This window comes from Pseudomonas juntendi (genome assembly GCF_021560075.1).
Classification (GTDB): Bacteria; Pseudomonadota; Gammaproteobacteria; order Pseudomonadales; family Pseudomonadaceae; genus Aquipseudomonas; species Aquipseudomonas juntendi.
Genome location: NZ_CP091088.1, coordinates 4581107 through 4600933, shown reverse-complemented (window position 1 = coordinate 4600933; position 19827 = coordinate 4581107). Strand labels below are relative to the sequence as shown.

At 63.3% G+C, this 19827-nt stretch carries 19 protein-coding genes; 9 read left to right on the top strand and 10 right to left on the bottom strand.

Features of this window, described 5'->3' with window-relative positions; all coding sequences use genetic code 11:
- Positions 1–4: 4 nt before the first annotated feature.
- Both L1P09_RS21380 and L1P09_RS21375 read right to left on the bottom strand, forming a co-directional pair.
- The gene (locus L1P09_RS21380) at positions 5–610 is read right to left on the bottom strand and encodes a CDP-alcohol phosphatidyltransferase family protein (protein ID WP_110679772.1); all 606 of its coding nucleotides are present in this window, start codon (positions 608–610) and stop codon (positions 5–7) included.
- Positions 611–758: 148 nt separating this feature from the next.
- Entirely contained in the window at positions 759–1661 is a 903-nt protein-coding gene (locus L1P09_RS21375) for a LysR family transcriptional regulator (protein WP_235768084.1), read from the bottom strand.
- A gap of 77 nt (positions 1662–1738) precedes the next feature.
- On the opposite strand from L1P09_RS21375, the gene L1P09_RS21370 reads away from it, so the two are divergent.
- Positions 1739–2503 carry a sulfite exporter TauE/SafE family protein gene (locus L1P09_RS21370; RefSeq protein WP_235768083.1) on the top strand — a complete coding sequence of 255 codons (765 nt, stop codon included), beginning with the start codon at positions 1739–1741 and terminating at the stop codon, positions 2501–2503.
- Here L1P09_RS21370 and L1P09_RS21365 read toward each other — a convergent pair.
- Entirely contained in the window at positions 2493–2807 is a 315-nt protein-coding gene (locus tag L1P09_RS21365) for a putative quinol monooxygenase (protein WP_054905836.1), read from the bottom strand. The two genes, L1P09_RS21370 and L1P09_RS21365, sit on opposite strands and share 11 nt — an antisense overlap.
- 163 nt (positions 2808–2970) lie before the next feature.
- Between L1P09_RS21365 and L1P09_RS21360 the strand changes: the two genes are divergently transcribed.
- The 3 genes from L1P09_RS21360 (at position 2971) to ggt (ending at position 6365) form a co-directional block, all read left to right on the top strand.
- Positions 2971–3561 carry an NAD(P)H-dependent oxidoreductase gene (locus tag L1P09_RS21360; RefSeq protein WP_235768082.1) on the top strand — a complete coding sequence of 197 codons (591 nt, stop codon included), beginning with the start codon at positions 2971–2973 and terminating at the stop codon, positions 3559–3561.
- Between the two features lie 122 nt (positions 3562–3683).
- Complete coding sequence (locus L1P09_RS21355) at positions 3684–4580, top strand: LysR family transcriptional regulator (RefSeq protein ID WP_235768081.1); 897 nt, start codon at positions 3684–3686, stop codon at positions 4578–4580.
- A gap of 117 nt (positions 4581–4697) precedes the next feature.
- A complete protein-coding gene (gene ggt / locus L1P09_RS21350) occupies positions 4698–6365 on the top strand; it encodes a gamma-glutamyltransferase (RefSeq protein WP_029887178.1) in 1668 nt (555 codons plus the stop codon).
- 465 nt (positions 6366–6830) lie between these two features.
- Here the strand turns inward: ggt and L1P09_RS21345 are convergent, their stop codons facing one another.
- Both L1P09_RS21345 and ypfJ read right to left on the bottom strand, forming a co-directional pair.
- On the bottom strand, positions 6831–8750 hold the full coding sequence (locus L1P09_RS21345) for a methyl-accepting chemotaxis protein (protein WP_235768080.1): 1920 nt from the start codon (positions 8748–8750) through the stop codon (positions 6831–6833).
- A 244-nt stretch (positions 8751–8994) separates the two neighbouring features.
- On the bottom strand, positions 8995–9888 hold the full coding sequence (gene ypfJ / locus L1P09_RS21340; RefSeq protein ID WP_009682254.1) for a KPN_02809 family neutral zinc metallopeptidase: 894 nt from the start codon (positions 9886–9888) through the stop codon (positions 8995–8997).
- Positions 9889–10113: 225 nt separating this feature from the next.
- Between ypfJ and pcaH the strand changes: the two genes are divergently transcribed.
- Complete coding sequence (pcaH, locus tag L1P09_RS21335) at positions 10114–10833, top strand: protocatechuate 3,4-dioxygenase subunit beta (RefSeq protein ID WP_009682255.1); 720 nt, start codon at positions 10114–10116, stop codon at positions 10831–10833.
- Positions 10834–10843: 10 nt separating this feature from the next.
- Entirely contained in the window at positions 10844–11449 is a 606-nt protein-coding gene (gene pcaG / locus L1P09_RS21330) for a protocatechuate 3,4-dioxygenase subunit alpha (RefSeq protein WP_009682256.1), read from the top strand.
- Between the two features lie 36 nt (positions 11450–11485).
- Here the strand turns inward: pcaG and L1P09_RS21325 are convergent, their stop codons facing one another.
- The 5 genes from L1P09_RS21325 to L1P09_RS21305 all read right to left on the bottom strand — a co-directional run bounded on the left by L1P09_RS21325 (position 11486) and on the right by L1P09_RS21305 (position 16776).
- A complete protein-coding gene (locus L1P09_RS21325) occupies positions 11486–11920 on the bottom strand; it encodes a cupin domain-containing protein (RefSeq protein WP_235768079.1) in 435 nt (144 codons plus the stop codon).
- Positions 11921–12023: 103 nt separating this feature from the next.
- Positions 12024–12929: a LysR family transcriptional regulator gene (locus tag L1P09_RS21320; RefSeq protein ID WP_235768078.1), complete on the bottom strand. Its 906-nt coding sequence runs from the start codon at positions 12927–12929 to the stop codon at positions 12024–12026.
- Positions 12930–12987: 58 nt separating this feature from the next.
- Positions 12988–14073 carry a tRNA (uridine(54)-C5)-methyltransferase TrmA gene (trmA, locus tag L1P09_RS21315; RefSeq protein WP_235768077.1) on the bottom strand — a complete coding sequence of 362 codons (1086 nt, stop codon included), beginning with the start codon at positions 14071–14073 and terminating at the stop codon, positions 12988–12990.
- Positions 14070–15365 (bottom strand): NCS2 family permease, encoded by a 1296-nt coding sequence (locus L1P09_RS21310; RefSeq protein WP_009682260.1) that lies wholly within the window; start codon positions 15363–15365, stop codon positions 14070–14072. The genes trmA and L1P09_RS21310 overlap by 4 nt, the downstream gene beginning before the upstream one ends.
- Before the next feature lie 190 nt (positions 15366–15555).
- On the bottom strand, positions 15556–16776 hold the full coding sequence (locus L1P09_RS21305) for an MFS transporter (RefSeq protein WP_054906158.1): 1221 nt from the start codon (positions 16774–16776) through the stop codon (positions 15556–15558).
- 344 nt (positions 16777–17120) lie between these two features.
- Between L1P09_RS21305 and L1P09_RS21300 the strand changes: the two genes are divergently transcribed.
- From L1P09_RS21300 to L1P09_RS21290, 3 genes are read left to right on the top strand one after another with little or no spacing between them, the layout of a single operon-like run.
- Entirely contained in the window at positions 17121–18557 is a 1437-nt protein-coding gene (locus L1P09_RS21300; protein WP_009682262.1) for a cytochrome ubiquinol oxidase subunit I, read from the top strand.
- 3 nt (positions 18558–18560) lie between these two features.
- Positions 18561–19568, top strand: coding sequence for a cytochrome d ubiquinol oxidase subunit II (cydB, locus tag L1P09_RS21295; protein ID WP_009682263.1), 1008 nt, complete (start codon positions 18561–18563; stop codon positions 19566–19568).
- A gap of 9 nt (positions 19569–19577) precedes the next feature.
- Positions 19578–19733 carry a DUF2474 domain-containing protein gene (locus L1P09_RS21290; protein WP_009682264.1) on the top strand — a complete coding sequence of 52 codons (156 nt, stop codon included), beginning with the start codon at positions 19578–19580 and terminating at the stop codon, positions 19731–19733.
- Positions 19734–19827 lie beyond the last annotated feature (94 nt).

The following is a 19827-nucleotide window of genomic DNA, read 5'->3' as shown; positions in this document are numbered from 1 at the left end:
AGGCTCAGCGGGTTTCGGCCAGGCCCTGGCGAACCCGGTTGTAGAGGGTATAGAGCGAGAGCGCGAGGATGACCAGCAACAGGCCGTTGATCCAAGCGCCATCGAGCAGGCCAAAGGCGACGCCGGTGCCCAGCACGCCGAAGGCGAAGGCCCTGTCGCTCTTGCCCATAGGCCCGTCGTAGCGCCGCGAGGCGCCTGCCAGCGGGCCCATGACACCGGCGTACTCGCTGAAGGTGGCGCACAGCACCACCAGCACCACCAGCGCAGGCGACACCCCGGCCAACAGGGCGAAGGGCAGGTACAGCGCTGCATCGGCAATCACGTCACACAGTTCGTTGAGGTAAGCACCGAGGGTGGATTGCTGGCCGAACTCCCGGGCCAGCATGCCGTCGACCGCATTCAGCGCCATGCGCAGCAGCATCCAGATCGGTACCAGGATGAACAGCCAGGTGATGTGCGGCAGGGCGGCCAGCAGCAGGCCCACCAGGAGCGATACCACGGCAGCGGTGACAGTGACCTGGTTGGCGGTGACGCCCCGGTCGTAAAGGCGTTGCACGGCCGGGCGCAACAAGGCCTGGAAGCGTGGTTTCAGCTGGTAGATCGAGGCCACTGGAAAATCCTTTTTTTGGGGGCGCCATGACGCCATTGTGTGTGAGCCTTCTTCGCGGGTAAACCCGCGAAGAATCCAACGCAGTGCATGGCACCGGCTGCGCCGGTGTTCGCGGGCGCGCCCGCTCCTACAGGGACCGCGCCAGCTTTTAGTAATTGAGCAAGACAGTTGCTCCCACCAGCCGGTCAACCAACCCCGACGCATACCCTGGCAACGCCGCAAAGTCCCGCGCGCACACCAGCAACCGGCGGTTGGCCCAGGGTTCCGCCAGGGCTATCCAGTGCAGCGGCAACAGCCCTTGCCAACGCTTCACCGCCGCCAGTGGCACCACCCCGACCCCAGCCCCGCCTGCAACCATGCGGATCACGCCATCAAACCCTTCGGCCCGCACTCTCACCTGCATGCGCCGGCCTTCCCGCAATGCCTGTTCCTCCAGGTACAACGCCAATGCACTGCCTGCTCCAAGCCCGACATGACCATGCGCCAGGCTGTCGATGAAGCTGGGGGCAGCCTCGCTGGCCAGCGGATGGCCAGGCGGCGTTACCAGCACCAGTGGGTCGTCACGAAACGGCCGGGTTTGCAGGTGCCCGAAAGGCGCGGCTGTTGAAACAATGCCAAGGTCTGCCATGCCTTGCGTAATCGCCTGCACGATGCGCAGGCTCGGCAGTTCCTGTATGTCCACGCTGACGCCGGGGTTTTCAGCCAAATAACCGGCCACAAGTTCGGGCAGGTACTCCGTAAGTGCTGCGGTGTTGCACAGCAGGCGCACTTGGCCGTGCTGCCCCTGCGCGTACTGGCCCAGGTCGAACTGCAGGCGTTCGACCTGCTGGGCAATCAGGCGGGCATGCAGCAACAGCGCCTGGCCGGCCGGGGTCGGCTGAACACCGCGGCGGTTACGCTGCAGTAAAGGGATGCCCAGCGACGCTTCCATGGCCCGGATGCGCGCACTGGCTGCCGGCAGCGACAGATGGCTGCGGCTGGCACCGGCGGTGATGTTGCCGCACTCCAGGGTGTGCTGGAACAGCTTGAGGTCGATCAGGTCGAAATGCATGTGCCTCTGCCTCAGCAAGAGTCTGGATAAGGGTATGGCAGATTTTCAGCCTGCCCGCCACGGGCCATTATCGGCCCATGAATACCTTCCTCGCTTTCTACCACAACATGGGCCCTGCTCTGTTGCTGCTGGTGGTGCTGACGTTCCTGCTGGCCGGCGCAGTGAAAGGCGTGATCGGCCTGGGGCTGCCCACCATCGCGATGGGCCTGCTGGGCCTGGCTATGCCTCCGGCGCAGGCTGCAGCACTGCTGATCGTGCCGTCGACCCTTACCAACCTTTGGCAGTTGGCCAGCGGCGGGCACCTGCGAGCGTTGCTGGTGCGGCTGGGCCCGATGCTGGCGCTGATCTTCATTGGTACCTTGCTGGGCAGTGCCTGGCTGGGCATCGACAGCGGGCCATGGGCCGCGCATGCGTTGGGTGCGGCCTTGCTGGCGTACGCGGTGTACGGGCTGGTTGGGCCGGGCTTGCGCTTGGCAGCGGCGCACGAGCGTTGGCTGGGGCCGGCGTGCGGGCTGGTGACGGGGGTAATCACGGCGGCAACCGGCGTATTCGTGATACCTGCGGTGCCCTACGTGCAGAGCCTGGGCCTGAGCCGCGAGCAGATGATCCAGGCGCTGGGCCTGTCGTTCACGGTTTCGACCCTGGCACTGGCTGTTGGCCTGGCCGGGCAGGATGCCCTCGGTGGCCAGGCCTTGGGTGCTTCACTGCTGATGCTGGCGCCAGCCTTGCTCGGCATGCTGGCCGGGCAGTGGTTGCGTCAGCGCATCAGCGCGTTGCTGTTCAAGCGTTGTTTCTTCATCGGCCTGGCCGCACTGGGCGGCCACTTGCTGATCAACGGTTAGCGCTGGACGCGCTGAGCATGTTGACCCGCTGGATATCGAAATCGCGCTCAAGGTAGTCCATGCGTTTTTCGAAGAAGGCGGCCATGTGCGGCAGGGCCGAATGCACATCCAGCGCGGCCTGGTCGGCCCACACTTCGAAAAACACGAACAGGCTCGGGTCTTGCTGGTCGCGCAGCATATGGTACTCGATGCAACCTGGCTCCTGGCGGCTCGGCTCGACATAAGGGCGGAACAGGTTTTCGAACGCATCGGCCATTTCCGGGCGGGTCTTGGCTTTGAGGATGAAGGCGATCTGCTCAGTCATGGGGCGCTACTCGGTAAGGGGTGGTGAATCGATTCTACGGCAATAATGTGATGTTGATTCGTGACTTCTGGTCAATTGTATTTTGCCCGGTGACTTCTGTATCCCGCCCCTGCGAACCTCTAACCTGCCGACATCAAATTTTGACTCGGCCGGGGAGGCCAGCATGAAAAAGATTCTTCTGCTCAATGGTGGTAAACAGTTCGCTCACTCTGATGGCCGCCTCAACACGACCTTGCACGAAGCGGCCATCGCCCACCTGGACCGCGCCGGTTTCGATGTACAGCAGACGTTCATCGACGGTGGCTACGACGTGCAGGCCGAGGTCGAGAAGTTTCTCTGGGCCGATGTGATCATCTACCAGATGCCGGGCTGGTGGATGGGCGCGCCGTGGACGGTGAAGAAGTACATCGATGAAGTGTTCACCGCAGGCCATGGCAGCCTCTACGCCAACGATGGCCGCACCCGCTCGGATCACACGCAGAAGTACGGCAGCGGTGGCCTGGTGCACGGCAAGCAATACATGCTGTCGCTGACCTGGAACGCGCCGCAGCAGGCCTTCGATGACCCGAGCGATTTCTTCGAAGGCAAAGGCGTGAATGCGGTGTACTTCCCGTTCCACAAGGCCAACCAGTTCCTTGGCATGACCGGCCTGCCGACTTTCCTGGCAACGGATGTGATGAAGCGCCCGGATGTGCCGGCGGCGCTGGCAGCTTATGAGGCCCATCTGGACAAGGTGTTCGGCAAGGCAGCGTGATGGGTTGCCTGTACTGGCCTCTTCGCGGGCTGGCCCGCTCCCACGGGTGAGGTGGGAGCAGCCGCAGTTGGCCTGTACATGCGATTATCTGATCCTTGCACAGACCCATCACAGGCCCGAATGTGAAAACCCGATCCGAAGAACTCCAGGTGTTCGTCGCCGTCATCGACTGCGGCTCGATCTCCGCCGCTGCCGAGCAGATGGGCCAGACCCCGTCCGCCGTCAGCCGCACGTTGTCGCGCCTGGAGGGCAAGCTGGGCACCACTCTGGTCAATCGCACCACCCGGCGTATGCACCTCACCGAGGAAGGGCGTTTTTTCCTCGACCGCGCGCGGTTGATCCTGCAGCAGATGGACGACATGGAAGAGCGCCTGTCGATGAACCGCCAGACCCCTACCGGGCGCCTGCGCATCAACGCTGCCGCCCCTTTCATGCTGCATGCCATCGTGCCGTGGATCGGCGAGTTCCGCCGCCAGTACCCGGGCATAGAGCTGGAGCTGAATACCGACGACCTGATCATCGACCTGCTGGAGCACAGCACCGATGTGGCGATTCGCATCGGCGAACTGGCCGACTCCAGCCTGCATGCACGCAGCCTCGGCTGCAGCCCGGTCCAGGTGCTGGCAAGCCCCGCCTACCTGGCGCAGCATGGGACGCCCCAGCGTGTCGAGGACCTGGCCAACCACTGCCTGCTTGGCTTCAGCCAGCCCGACTCGCTCAACCAATGGCCGCTGCGCCATGCCCAGGGTGACCGCTTCGGCATCCGCCCCGCGTTGCTCGCTTCCAGCGGCGAGACCCTGCGCCAGCTGGCGCTGGCCGGGGAGGGCATCGTCAGCCTGTCGCATTTCATGACCCACGAAGACATTCGCAGCGGGCGCTTGCAGGTGCTGTTGGGTGAAGCCAACAACGGTTACCGGCAACCGATTCACGCGGTGTACTACCGCAACACGCAGCTGGCCCTGCGTATTCAGTGCTTTCTGGATTTCATCCAGCGCAAGCTGGCCATGTACGCCTGCTGAGTTGCCTGAACGCGACAAAGCCTGCCCACGGGCGGCGAAACGCCCTGCGGCTGATTGCACAGTTCAGGCGCATCGGCCTTACTGACTGCTCGACAAAAACAACACCAAGGAAGTGTCATGCGTATTGTCCCGTTTCAGTACCTGGCTCTCGCAACCGCGATCCTGAGCTGTTCCTCGGTTTACGCTGCGGATCTGGAAGGCGGTGCAGTGGCTGCCCCCGATCAATATGGTGCACAGGTCGCCGCCGATATCCTGAAAAAGGGCGGCAACGCAGTCGATGCCGCCGTGGCCACGGCCTTCACCCTGGCGGTGACCTACCCCGAGGCCGGCAATATCGGCGGCGGCGGTTTCATGACCCTGTTCGTCGACGGCAAGCCGTATTTCCTCGACTACCGCGAAGTGGCGCCGAAGGCCGCCACGCGCAACATGTACCTGGACGACAAGGGTGAGGTCATCGAGAACCTCAGCCTGGTCGGGGTGCGCGCCGCTGGCGTACCCGGCACGGTGATGGGCTTGTGGGAGGCGCATCGCAAGTTTGGCAAGCTGCCCTGGAGCGAGCTGCTGACCCCGGCCATCGGCTATGCGAAAAATGGCTTCAAGGTCGCGGAAAAGCAGTACCAGTACCGCAACGATGCACAGGGCATGTTCAAGACTGCGACCAACTTCAACGATTACTTCGGCAACATGAAGGTTGGCGAGCTGTTCAGGCAGCCCGAACTGGCCCAGACCCTGGAGCGCATCGCCGACAAAGGCGTCAGCGAGTTCTACCAGGGCAAGACCGCCGATTTGCTGGTGGCGCAGATGCAGGCCGACAAGGGCCTGATCACCAAGCAAGACCTGCAGGATTACAAGGCCGTATGGCGTGAGCCGATGGCCGTCAGCTGGCGTGGCAACGTGGTGTATACCGCGCCACCACCGAGCTCCGGCGGTGTAGCCCTGGCTCAGTTGCTGGGCATCAAGGAAGACCGCGCGGCGGACTTCAAAGGGGTGGCGCACAACTCGGCGCAGTACATCCACCTGCTGGCCGAGATCGAGAAGCGCGTGTTCGCCGACCGCGCCGACTACCTCGGTGACCCGGCCTTTACCCAAGTGCCGGTGGATAAACTGGTGGCCAAGGACTACCTGGCCAAGCGCGCTGCGCAGGTCAACCCGAAAGCCATTTCCGACACCGACAAGGTCAAGCCCGGGCTGGAGCCGCACCAGACCACGCACTTTTCCATCGTCGACAAGCACGGCAACGCGGTCAGCAACACCTACACCCTCAACCTCGACTACGGCAGCGGCGTGGTGGTAAAAGGGGCGGGTTTCCTGCTGAACGACGAGATGGACGATTTCAGCGCCAAGCCGGGGGCGGCCAATGCCTTTGGCGTAGTCGGCGGTGATGCCAACGCGATCGAGCCGGGCAAGCGCATGCTGTCGTCGATGAGCCCCAGCCTGATGACCCGTGACGGCAAGGTCGAGCTGGTGATCGGCACCCCGGGTGGTTCGCGGATCTTTACCTCGATCTTCCAGGTGATGAACAACCTGTATGACTACGGCATGCCATTGGACAAGGCGGTGGCGGCGCAGCGTGTGCACCATCAGTTGCTGCCCAAGGACACCATCTACTTCGACAGCTATGCACCGTTGACCGGGCCTGTGGCTGACGGCCTGAAGAAGATGGGGTATGTGCTGGAAGACCAGGGCTGGGAGATGGGGGATATCCAGGCGATCCGGGTAGAAGGGGCAAAGCTGGAGACGGCCTCTGATCCACGGGGGCGTGGGGTGGGCATGATCGTCAAATAAGCTGCCGCCTGTGCTGGCCTGATCGCCGGCAAGTCAGCTCCCACGGGGATCGCATCAGGGCTGACAGGTGTTTGCCACAAGGTATGCAGCGCCTGTTAGAGCGAGCGCCGCCCGCGCGGCGCATCGCGAGCTGCGCTCGCTCCTACGTTTGTTTCGGGCGAATTATTCCTGTGGGATTTGCGCGCGAACGCCTTGGCGCATGCCTCAAAATCGCGTCGTACGAACAAGGCGGCCGCGCGCATCTGGCACAGGGGTTACTGGCCCGAAACAAACGTAGGAGCGAGCGCAGCTCGCGATGCGCCGCGCGGGCGGCGCTCAATCTCACAGGCACTGAAGATGCAGCGGCTACCCTTGCCAGGAACCATAGAATCTCCCACAGGTACGGCGCTGTTTCTGATCCTGCACCGTTGCTGTGGCAGCCTGGCTTGCCGGCGCTGGGCCGCTCAGCGGCCCCAGGGCTTGCAGTCAGACGCGGAACTGGCTGACCAGCGTCTGCAACTGCCCACCCAGGCGCGCCAGTTCGACGCTGGATGCTGCCGTTTCATTGCTGGCCGCCGCCGTCTGCTCAGACACATCGCGCACATTGAGGATGCTGCGGCTGATCTCCTCGGCCACCGCACTCTGCTGCTCTGCGGCCGCGGCAATCTGCTGGTTCATCGACTGAATGCCCGACACCGTGCTGGTAATGCTCTCCAGCGAGGCCCCGGCCTTGCGCGCCAGTTCCACGCTGCTGTCGGTCAGGGTGCGGCTGCCTTGCATGGCGCTGGCCACTTGCTGGGTACCCTGCTGCAGGCCAGCAATGAGCTCTTCGATTTCTTCGGTGGACTTTTGCGTACGCTGCGCCAGGCCGCGGACTTCATCGGCCACCACGGCGAAGCCGCGCCCGGCTTCACCCGCCCGCGCCGCCTCGATCGCCGCGTTCAGCGCCAGCAAGTTGGTCTGTTCTGCCACCGACTTGATCACGTCCATCACGCTGCCGATTTTCTGGCTTTCCTGTTGCAGCAGGCTCATGGCTTCAGTGGAGCGGTGCATGTCCTGGGCCAGGCGCTCGATCTGGCCGATCGCTTCACCGACCACACGGTCGCCGGCGCGGGCTTGCTCGTCGGCACCGGTGGCGGCGTGCGAAGCCTGTTCGGCATTGCGCGCCACTTCTTGCACGGTGGCGGCCATTTCGTGCATGGCGGTGGCCACCTGGTCGGTTTCGACCTTCTGGCTATTGGCCCCGGCACTGGTCTGTTCGGTCACTGCCGACAGTTCTTCGGCAGCGCTGGCGATCTGGGTCACGCCGTCGCGGATGCCGCTGATCAGCTGGCGCAAGGTGGTACCCATGCGCGCGATGCCTTGCTGTAGCACGCCCAATTCGTCGCGGCGGGTGACGCGCAGTTGCTGGGTCAGGTCGCCACTGGCGATCTTTTCCACCGCCAGCAGCGTTTCGCGCAACGGGCGGGTGATCTGCCGGGTGATCAACACCGCGCCCAGCACGCCGACCAGCAACGCCAGCAGCGTGGCGATGGCCTGCAGGCTGCGGGCCTGGCTGCTTTCGACGTCGCGACGCTGCAGCTGGATCTGGTACAGCGCATCGCTGCGCTTGACGATATCGGCACCCTGTACGGTCATTTCCGCACGCGCGGTGGTGATGCTGGCGACCGCATCGCGGAACTGGCGTACGGCATCACGGTAGGCCCGTACCGCGCTTTCCAGCTGCTGCAGGCGTGTGCTTTCACCCGGCATCTGGCCTTTGAGGTTGTCGACATTGGCCAGTGCTGCATCCAGCTGGCGCAGGGCGGCCTGCTCGTTGCTGGCACTGTTGTCGGCAATGTAGCCGCGCACGTCGATGCGCACCTGCAGCAACTGCTGGCGCGCCTGGCTGATCAGTTGGTACTGGGCCAGGCGCACGCTGTCGGCTTCCGGGCGGGCCATGACTTCCTGGCTGAGCAGGTCCATGGCCTGGTCGGCGCCGGCGGCCGAGCTGTCCATGGTGCTACGCGCTGCGCGCGTGGCGTCGTAGCCTTGGCGCATCTTGTTCAGCGACAGCTTGTAGGCGCTGATGGTTTCCCCCAGCTCACCCAGCAGCTTGACGTTCTCGGGGCTTTTGAAGGTACTGGCCAGGTAGGCCTGCTGCTTGCTGAAGGCGTTCAGCTTGGCCTGGGTGTTGGCGGCCGCGGCATCGTCGCCATTGGCGATCATGTACTGCAGGCGGGCCACGCGCAGGTCGGTCAGGTCTTTGTTCAACTGGCCGATGTCGCTCATCCAGTTGCTACGGTCGATCAGGCTGCCCAGGCTGGTCCAGCCAGTCAGGGCCAGCAGGCCGGTGAGGACAAGCACCAGGCCGAAGCCCAGGCCCAGTTTGAGGTTGACGCTGATGTTGGCAAACCAGCTGTTCATGCACGCACTCCAGAAATAGTTTTCGCTCTTTTGATGTTCGATCGCCAGGCGTTATTGTTCTGGATGCCCGCTGATTCATGCAGGGGTTATCGGCAATGCTGCGGGAAGCTGAAACGCTTTTTCAGCAAAAAAAAGCGTGCGGGTTTTTGTAGGCGCGGCCTTGCCGGTGCGCCGGACCGGTGGGAAAGGGCCGCGAAGCGGCCCCAGGGTTCCAGCGGTGACGCAGCAGCCTGTTGGCGAGGTATCAGAGGCTACGGGCACTGAAGGTGTCGCAGCGGTCCACTTCACCTTCGGCAAACCCGGTCTTGAACCAGCGTACGCGCTGGGCCGAGGTGCCATGGGTAAATGAGTCCGGCACCACACGGCCGCGCCCTTGCTGTTGCAGGCGGTCATCGCCAATGGCGTTGGCAGCGTTCAGCGCCTCCTCTACATCGCCCGGCTCCAGCCAGTTCAGGCGCTTCTGTGCCTGGTAGGCCCAGACACCCGCCAGGCAGTCCGCCTGCAGTTCCTGGCGTACCAGCAACCCATTGTCGCCCTCCATGCGCTGACCACTGCGGCGGGCGGCGTCGACCTTGGCCGACACCCCCAGCAAGGTCTGTACGTGGTGGCCAATTTCGTGGGCGATGACGTAGGCCTGGGCAAAGTCGCCAGCCGCGGCGAAACGGGTTTCCATTTCGCGGAAGAACGACATGTCCAGGTACACGCGCTGGTCGGCCGGGCAATAGAACGGCCCCACGGCCGCAGAGGCAGCGCCGCAGGCCGAATTGACCTGGCCACTGAACAGCACCAGCTTGGGGTCGCGGTACTGTTTGCCTGCTTCGGCGAACAATGCCTTCCAGGTGTCCTCGGTATCGCCCAGGATCGAGGCCACGAACTGGGCCTGTTCATCGTTGGCCGGTGGCGCCTTGGCGCCAGCACCGCTTGGCGCGGTCTGGGTCTGCTGCTGCTCCACCTGGCCGGCCAACTGGCCGAGGATCTGCAGCGGGTCCTGCCCGGTCAACCAGCCGATGCCGACGATCAGCAGGATCGCCCCCAGGCCCAGGCCCTTGCCGCCGCCAAAGCGCATGCCGCCCCCACCGCCACCTTCGCCCCGGGCATCGACCACGTTGTCGCTGCGTCGGCCTTTTCGCCATTCCATGAGTGCTCTCCCGAGCGTGAAACAAGAAGTGAAAGATTAGTTCACGACAGCAGCGGGTGTTAGGTCCAGGTGGTCATGCATAACCAAATGGATATGTTTGAAGTGCCTCATTTCAATATTCACCGCGCGCGACATGCCGGAAACTGTATGTAGGAGCGGGCTTGCCCGCGAAGGGTTCAATAAGCCCGCCTGTGCATCTCCATAATTCCAAGAGAGGAAACCGGCATGCCCGCCCAGGACAACAGCCGCTTCGTGATCCGTGATCGCAACTGGCACCCCAAAGCCCTCACCCCCGACTACAAGACCTCCGTTGCCCGCTCGCCGCGCCAGGCGCTGGTCAGCATTCCGCAATCGATCAGCGAAACCACCGGCCCGGATTTTTCCCACCTGGGCTTCGGTGCCCATGACCATGACCTGCTGCTGAATTTCAATAACGGCGGCCTGCCGATCGGTGAGCGCATCATCGTTGCCGGCCGCGTTGTGGACCAGTACGGCAAGCCTGTGCCCAATACCCTGGTGGAAATGTGGCAAGCCAACGCCGGTGGCCGCTACCGCCACAAGAACGACCGCTACCTGGCACCGCTGGACCCCAACTTCGGCGGTGTCGGCCGCTGCCTGACCGACCGTGACGGCTACTACAGCTTCCGCACCATCAAGCCGGGCCCGTACCCGTGGCGCAACGGCCCGAACGACTGGCGCCCGGCGCACATCCACTTCGCCATCAGCGGCCCGTCGATCGCCACCAAGCTGATCACCCAGCTGTATTTCGAAGGCGACCCGCTGATCCCGATGTGCCCGATCGTCAAGTCGATCGCCAACCCGCAAGCCGTGCAGCAGTTGATTGCCAAGCTCGACATGAGCAACGCCAACCCGATGGACTGCCTGGCCTACCGCTTCGACATCGTGCTGCGCGGCCAGCGCAAGACCCACTTCGAAAACTGCTGAGGACCCCGCCATGCCAATCGAACTGCTGCCGGAAACCCCTTCGCAGACTGCCGGCCCCTACGTGCACATCGGCCTGGCCCTGGAAGCGGCCGGCAACCCTACCCGTGACCAGGAAATCTGGAACCGCCTGGCCAAGCCCGACGCCCCGGGTGAGCACATTCAGCTGATCGGCCATGTCTACGACGGCAACGGCCACCTGGTGCGCGACTCGTTCCTGGAAGTGTGGCAAGCCGACGCCAACGGCGAGTATCAGGATGCCTACAACCTGGAAAACGCGTTCAACAGCTTCGGCCGCACCGCCACCACCTTCGACGCCGGTGAGTGGACGCTGTACACGGTCAAGCCCGGCGTGGTGAACAATGCCGCTGGCGTACCGATGGCGCCGCACATCAACATCAGCCTGTTTGCCCGTGGCATCAACATCCACCTGCACACGCGCCTGTATTTCGATGATGAAGCGCCCCTCAATGCCAAGTGCCCGGTGCTCAACCTGATCGAGCAGCCGCAGCGCCGCGAGACGCTGATTGCCAAGCGCTGTGAAGTGGACGGGAAAACGGCGTATCGCTTTGATATCCGTATTCAGGGGGAAGGCGAGACGGTGTTCTTCGACTTTTGATGTAGACGTCGGGGGCCGCCAAGCGGCCCCGATGCCTCAGCCTGCAACGGGTTTGAGGTCGAACGCACCCGCCTGATGTTGAAACAGCAGGCAATCGGCAGCCGCCGTGCAGCCACTTTCATGTATCAACCCGGCCGGCAGATTGTAATAGGCGCCTGCCGGATACTCGATGCGCTTGCCGTCGATCACCGCATAGAAGGTCCCCTTCAGCACGACCGTCGGCAGTGCCTGGCTGTGCTGGTGCAGGCCGTTGTCGGTGCCTTTGCTGAATTTCACATAGGCCGAGTAGGGCCCCTTGCCGAAGATATCGCCTTCAACGTTGGCGAAGCTGACAGCGCCATTGGTATTGGGCACGTCCTGCCAGTTCAAGGCCGTGTGGTCGGTGACTGAAACGACTGGTTGTGCCGCGTTGGCGCCAACTGGCAAGGTGCCGAGTGCCAACGCTGCGATGAATGCCTGCACTGCTTTCATGCTGGAGTACCTTTGTTGAGTGATGGTCAACGAAAGGCTAACTCACCGTTCAGGGCACAAATACGGGCAGAACCAGCCATGACTTGTGTCAATCGCGCACAAATCAATTTTCCCACCTCGCTTGTGAATAGTACGCCTGTACGTAATCCAGCAACGCGCGCACCTTGGGCGGCAGGTAGCGGCTCTGTGGATAAACCGCGTAAAGCGTGCGTGCTGGCAGTTTCCAGTCATCCAGCACCGGTACCAGCCGCCCGTTCAGCAGGGCATCGTGGACGATGAAGCGGTCGAAGCTGGCGATGCCGAGGGCGCCTATGGCGGCAGCGCGCAGGGCCATCGGCGAATTAGCACTCAGGCGTCGGGGCATGAGTATGTCGCGCTGTTCGCCTTGGGTGTTGGTCAGTTGCAGGCGCTGTGGGTGCGGTAGCTGGCTATAGCCGAGCAGGGGGTGGCCAGTGAGTTCGTCGGGCGTAGCCGGTGTGCCGTGTCGCTGCAGATAACCCGGGGCTGCTACCAGCAACACCTCGCTGCCCGTCAGCCGGCGCGCCACCAGGCTGGAGTTCGGTAACTGGTCGGTGACCCGCAAGCACACATCAATTTCCGCCTCGAGAAGGTCGACGAAGCGGTCGCTGCAGTGCAGCTCGATCTGCAACAGGGGATGGCGCTCGACGAAATCCGGTAGCCAGCGACCCAGCTCCAGTTCACCAAAGGCTGTGGCCACGCCCAGGCGCAAGGTGCCAGTGGGCTGTTGCTGATGCTCCGACAATTCCAGGCTCATCGCCTGCATCTGTTCGAGAATCTGCACGCAATGGCGATAGAACAATGCGCCGGCTTCGGTGAGGTGCAAGCGGCGCGTGGTTCGGGTGAGCAATTGCGCGCCGAGGTGGCGTTCAAGCTGCTTTACCTGGCGTGACAGGACGGTATGCGAGACCCCCGCCTGACTGGCAGCGGCGCTGAAACTGCCGAGATCGACCACCCGGCGGAAAGACTGCATGGCACTGAACTGGTCCATCGGCATCACTCTCCTGGCAAGCTGCGCTGGGGCCAGCCAGGCCCCAGTGCAGCGCGGATCAGCGCCGGACCAGCAGCACGCCGCTTTCCATATGGTGCGTGTACGGGAATTGATCGAACAGCGCGCAGCGTTCGATACGGTGGGTATCTTGCAGCTGAGCGATGTTCTGCGCCAGCGTTTCCGGGTTGCACGAGATGTACAGGATCCGCTCGAAACGCCGGGTCAGCTCGCAGGTATCCGGGTCCATACCCGCACGCGGCGGGTCGACGAACACCGTACCGAAGTCATAGGCTTTCAGGTCAATGCCTTCCAGCCGGCGGAACGGCCGCACCTCGTTCAGCGCCTGGGTCAGCTCTTCAGCCGACAAGCGCACCAGCCGCACGTTATCCACAGCGTTTTCGTCGAGGTTGCTCAACGCGGCATTGACCGACGTCTTGCTGATCTCGGTGGCCAGCACCTGGCGCACGCGGGTGGCCAGTGGCAGGGTGAAATTGCCGTTGCCGCAATACAGCTCCAGCAGGTCGTCCTCACGCTCGCCCATTGCCTCGAACGCCCAGCTCAGCATCTTCTGGTTCACGGCACCGTTAGGCTGGGTGAACGCGCCTTCTGGCTGGCGATAGCTGAACACACGGCCAGCCACGTCGAGTTCTTCCACCGCGTAGTCGCGGCCGATCACCAGGCGCTTGCCTTTGGAGCGGCCAATCACGCTCACGCCCAGCGCCTCGGACAACTGCCGTGCAGCCACTTCCCAGGCCTCGTCCAACGGGCGGTGGTAGCACAGGGTAATCATGGCGTCGCCAGCTAGGGTGGTAAGGAACTCCACCTGAAACAGGCGGTTGCCCAGTGCTTCGCTGGCCTGCCAGGCTGCCTTCAGGCGCGGCATCAGTTCGTTGATGCGCAGGCTGGCAATCGGGAAGTCGTCGATCAGGATCGCCTTGTGCTTCTCGCCCGGGGCGAACATGGCGTAGTGGCGCTGGCCATCCTCGCGCCACAGGCGAAACTCGGCGCGCAGGCGGTAGTGCTCGCGTGGCGAGTCGAAAACAGCCGGCTCTGGTGCGCCGAACGGTGCCAGCAGCTCGCGCAGCCGGGCGACCTTGGCGTCCAGCTGGGTGGCGTAGGAGGAGGGGTCGAAAGCAGCACTCATGCGTTGAACCAGCCCAGCTTGATGACGAACAGGATGGAAAGGATCACCAGCGCCGGGTTCAGGTCGCGGTAGCGGCCGGAAATCAGCTTGACTGCAGTCCAGGCGATGAAGCCGAAGGCAATACCGTTGGCAATCGAGTAGGTCAGCGGCATGGCCAGGGCAGTCACCACCACCGGTGCGGCTTCGGTCACGTCGTCCCAGTTTATCTCCGCCAGGCCCGAGGCCATCAGCACCGCAACGAACAGCAGCGCCGGGGCCGTGGCGAAGGCCGGCACGCTGCCGGCCAACGGTGCGAAGAACAGCGCCAGCAGGAACAGTACGGCGACCACGATGGCCGTCAGGCCGGTACGGCCGCCGGCGCTGACGCCGGCAGCGGATTCGATGTAGCTGGTGGTGGTCGAGGTGCCCAGCAGCGAACCGGCCATGGCCGCGGTGCTGTCAGCGATCAGCGCACGGCCCATTTTCGGCATGTGGCCGTCCTTGCCCATCAGCCCGGCGCGCTTGGCCACGCCGATCAGGGTGCCGGAGTTGTCGAACAGATCGACGAACAGGAAGGCGAAGATCACGCTTACCAGGCCCACATCCAGCGCGCCGGCGATATCCAGCTGCAGGAAGGTCGGGGCCAGCGATGGCGGCATGGAGACGATGCCGCCGAACGGCGTCACGCCCATCACGATCGCCGCGACGGTCACCGCCAGGATGCCGATCAGCACGGCGCCGCGCACTTTCAGTGCTTCCAGGCCGACAATCAGGAAGAAGCCCAGCGTGGCGAGAATCGGGGCCGGTTGCTTGAGGTCACCCAAGCCCACCAGAGTTGCCGGGTTATCGACGACGATGCCGGCATTATGCAGGGCGATCAGCGCCAGGAACAGGCCGATACCGGCAGCAATTGCCGAGCGTAGCGGCAGTGGGATGCTGTTCACGATCCATTCACGGATACGGAAGATCGACAGCAGGAAGAACATCACCGCCGACAGGAACACTGCACCCAGTGCCACCTGCCAGGTGTGGCCCATGTGCAGCACCACGGTGTAGGTGAAGAACGCGTTCAGGCCCATGCCTGGGGCCAGGGCGATCGGGTAGTTGGCGATCAGGCCCATGGTGGTGGAGCCGATGGCGGCTGCCAGGCAGGTGGCGACAAAGATCGCCCCCTTGTCCATGCCGGTCTCGCCGAGGATGCTCGGGTTGACGAACAGAATGTAGGCCATGGCCAGGAAGGTGGTGACGCCCGCAAGAATCTCGGTGCGCACGTTGGTGTTGTGTGCTTTTAGTTGAAACAGCCTTTCCAGCATTCCCGCTCCCAAGGCGCCCGGCGCCACGAATATATCGACCCCAACAGCAAAGCACAGACCGTACCGCTTGCCGTGGTTTTGTGTGGGGCGGAAAAAAGCCGCGCATCATACCAGCATGCTCGGCGGTGGCCTATGGCCGTTGGGGAATGGGTTCGCTGTAGCCTGTATTGGCCCTGTGGCCGGCAACCCATCAACCGCTGTGCAACCGATCCCGCTGGGCCAGTGTAGGGAACAGTTTTATCCATACCCCGGTCACCAGCAACGTGCCCACCCCACCCATCACCACTGCCGGCACTGTGCCAAACCAGTGCGCCGTCACCCCCGACTCGAACTCGCCGAGCTGATTTGAGGCACCAATGAACAGCCCGTTCACCGCGCTCACCCGCCCGCGCATCTCATCGGGGGTTTCCAGTTGCACGAACGAACTGCGGATGACCATGCTGATCATGTCTGCCGCGCCCAGTACCACCAGCACCGCCAGCGAAAACCAGAACGAGGTGGACAGGCCGAAGGCAATGGTGGCCACGCCAAAAATACCCACTGCGGTGAACATGGTCCGCCCGACATTGCGCTCGAATGGAAAACGCGCGAGCCACAGTGACATCAGCAACGCCCCCACCGCTGGCGCCGAGCGCAACAGGCCCAGGCCCAGCGGGCCAGTGAGCAGGATGTCCTTGGCGAACACCGGCAGCAGCGCCGTGGCACCGCCCAGCAGCACAGCGAACAGGTCCAGCGAAATGGCCCCAAGAATGTCCGGGCGGCTACGAATGAAGCGGATCCCTGCCAGCAGCGACTCGATGCTCGCACGCCCACGCTGGGTAACCTGGCCGCGTGCCTGCAGGCTCAGGGTCAGGATGCAGGCGATGGCGTAGAGGGCCACCGTCGGGCCATACACCCAGATGCTGCCAAATGCGTACAGAAAACCGCCCACCGCCGGGGCGACGATGGTCGCCGACTGGGTGGCCGAGGCCGAAGCGGCCACCGCCCGTGGGAACAGCCCTGGCGGTACCACGTTGGGTAGCAGCGCCTGGGTGGCTGGCATTTCGAACGAGCGCGTGGCGCCCAGCAGGAAGGCCAGGGCAAAAATCAGTTCCCGGGTAACGTTGTCGGTGGCGCTGCCCACGGCCAGCGCCAGGGCAATCAGCCCCTGCAGGCTCTGGCACAGCGCTGCGACCTTGCGCCTGTCATAGCGGTCGGCGACATGCCCGGTGTGCAGCATGAACAGCACCCGAGGGGCGAACTCGACCAGGCCTACCAGGCCCAGGTCCAGGACATTGCCGGTCAATTGGTAGAGGTGCCAGCCAATGGCCACGGTGAGCATCTGGAAGCCACTGGCGGTGAATACACGGGCCAGCCAGAAGGCCAGAAACGGGCGGTGCTGGCGCAACAACTGCGGTGCGGAATCGGACATCGGTACCCTGGGTCCTCGGCGCAGTGGAGGGGGGCGCAGCGTATCATCTGTTTGTAACAAACAGTTACTGTTTGCCCGGGCCAGCACTTTTTCGCGCGTCATGAAAGCCGGTGGGGCAACCGGTCACGCGGCAATTCACCGCACGGCCCAACCGTGCATTCAGGACTATGCTTCCTAGCAGTCGTTGATCTGGATCAATCGTTCCAGAACTAACGAATGGGCCCAGTGGGCCGGAATCCCTGCGATCGAACAGAACAATTCCAACGCGCCGTACTCGACCCAGTGGGGGCAGTGGGCGACGGTGCCACGAGCCCGTACGCCGGATTATCTGAAGAGGAAGCACCATGTTCGGAATAGAAGCCTTAGAGCTCGCCCGAATGCAGTTCGCCTTTACCGTGTCGTTCCACATCCTGTTCCCGGCCATTACCATTGGCCTGGCCAGCTACCTGGCGGTGCTCGAAGGCTTGTGGTTGCGCACCCACAACCAGGTCTACCGCGACCTCTACCATTTCTGGTCGAAGATCTTCGCGGTGAACTTCGGCATGGGGGTGGTCTCGGGGTTGGTCATGGCTTACCAGTTCGGTACCAACTGGAGCCGCTTCTCCGACTTCGCCGGCGCGGTTACCGGCCCACTGCTCACCTACGAGGTGCTCACCGCCTTCTTCCTCGAAGCCGGTTTCCTCGGGGTCATGCTGTTCGGCTGGAATCGTGTGGGCAGAGGGCTGCACTTCTTCTCCACGCTGATGGTGGCACTGGGTACGCTGGTGTCCACGTTCTGGATCCTGGCCTCCAACAGCTGGATGCAAACCCCGCAAGGCCACGAGATCATCGATGGCCGGGTAGTGCCGGTAGACTGGCTGGCCGTGGTGTTCAACCCCTCGTTCCCGTACCGCCTGATGCACATGGCCACGGCCGCGTTCGTGTCCACCGCGTTCTTCGTCGGCGCCTCGGCGGCCTGGCACCTGCTGCGCGGGCGGGACAACCCGGCGGTGCGCAAGATGCTGTCGATGGCCATGTGGATGGCACTGATCGTCGCGCCGATCCAGGCGGTGATCGGCGACTTCCACGGCCTCAACACGCTCAAGCACCAACCGGTGAAGATCGCCGCGATCGAAGGCCACTGGGAGAACGTGCCCGGTGAGCCGACGCCGCTGATCCTTTTCGGCATTCCTGACATGCAGGCCGAAACCACCCGCTTCAAGCTTGAAATCCCGGCGCTTGGCAGCCTGATCCTGACCCACAGCCTGGACAAGCAGGTGCCGGCGATGAAGGACTTCCCGCCAGAAGACCGGCCCAACTCGACCATCGTGTTCTGGTCGTTCCGCATCATGGTCGGCCTGGGCCTGCTGATGATCTTCGTTGGCCTGTGGAGCCTCTGGCTACGCAAGCGGGGCACGCTGTACACCTCGCGGCCGTTCCTGCACATGGCAGTGTGGATGGGGCCCTCCGGCCTGGTGGCGCTGCTGGCCGGCTGGTTCACCACTGAAATTGGCCGCCAGCCCTGGGTGGTGTATGGCCTGCTGCGCACCGCAGACGGGGTGTCCAACCACAGCTATGCGCAGCTTGGCTTTACCCTGGTGGCGTTCGTGGTGGTGTATTTCGCCCTGTTCGGCACCGGCCTTGGCTACATGCTGCGCCTGGTGCGCAAGGGCCCGCAGACCGGTGAGGGTGATGAAATCAACCCAGGTGGCCCCGGCACCAAACGCACCCCGGCGCGGCCGCTGTCCGCCGCCGATGATGGCCACGAGGCCAACACCGCCAGCCTGAACAAGGGGAACTGAGCCATGGGTATCGACCTTCCGCTGATCTGGGCGGTGATCATCATCTTCGGCGTGATGATGTACGTAGTGATGGATGGTTTCGACCTGGGCATCGGCATGCTTTTCCCGTTCGTGAAGGGCGAGCATGACCGTGATGTGATGATGAACACCGTCGCCCCGGTGTGGGACGGCAACGAAACCTGGCTGGTGCTCGGGGGGGCGGGGCTGTTCGGGGCCTTCCCGATGGCCTACTCGGTGGTGCTCGAAGCGTTGTACTTGCCATTGATCCTGATGCTGATCGGCTTGATCTTCCGGGGGGTGGCCTTTGAATTCCGCTTCAAGGCCACCGCCCGCAAGCGGCACATCTGGGACAAGGCATTCATCTGGGGTTCGCTGATCGCCACCTTCTTCCAGGGGGTGGCGCTGGGCGCGTTCCTGGAAGGGTTCAAGGTGGTCGACCGGCATTTTGCCGGGGGCACCCTCGACTGGTTGACCCCGTTCAGCCTGTTCTGCGGGGTGGGGCTGATCGTGGCCTACACGCTGCTGGGTTGCACCTGGTTGATCATGAAGACCGAAGGTCCGCTGCAGCAGAAAATGCACGAAATCGCCCGGCCCTTGGCGCTGGTGCTGCTGGTGGTGATCGGTATCGTCAGCCTGTGGACGCCGATTGCCTACCCGCAGATCGCCGACCGCTGGTTCAGCATGCCTAACCTGCTGTGGTTCATGCCGGTGCCGTTGCTGGTGCTGGTAACGTTCTATGGCTTGCTCAAGGCCGTGGCCCGCAACGCGCACTACACGCCGTTCCTGCTCACGCTGGTGCTGATATTCCTTGGCTACAGCGGCTTGGGCATCAGCCTGTGGCCGAACATCATCCCGCCGTCGATCTCGATCTGGGATGCCGCAGCGCCAGCACAAAGCCAGGGCTTCATGCTGGTTGGCACCCTGTTCATCCTGCCGTTCATTCTCGGGTATACCTTCTGGAGCTACTACGTGTTCCGCGGCAAGGTGACCCATGACGACGGCTACCACTAGGAGGCCCGCATGATGACTGGCAAGCATGGCCTGGAAGAAAAGAAACCGTTGTGGCAGCGGCTGGGTTGGCTGGTGCTGATCTGGGCGTTGAGCGTAGCCGCACTGGGTGTGGCGGCCTGGGTGATGCGCTTGTTCATGGGGGCTGCGGGCCTGACCACCCATTAAGGTCAGCCTGCTTTGGCCCTATCGCCGGCAAGCCACACACAGGGATCGCCTTAGGGCTGACAGGTGTTTGCCACAAGGTATGGCAGCGCCTGTT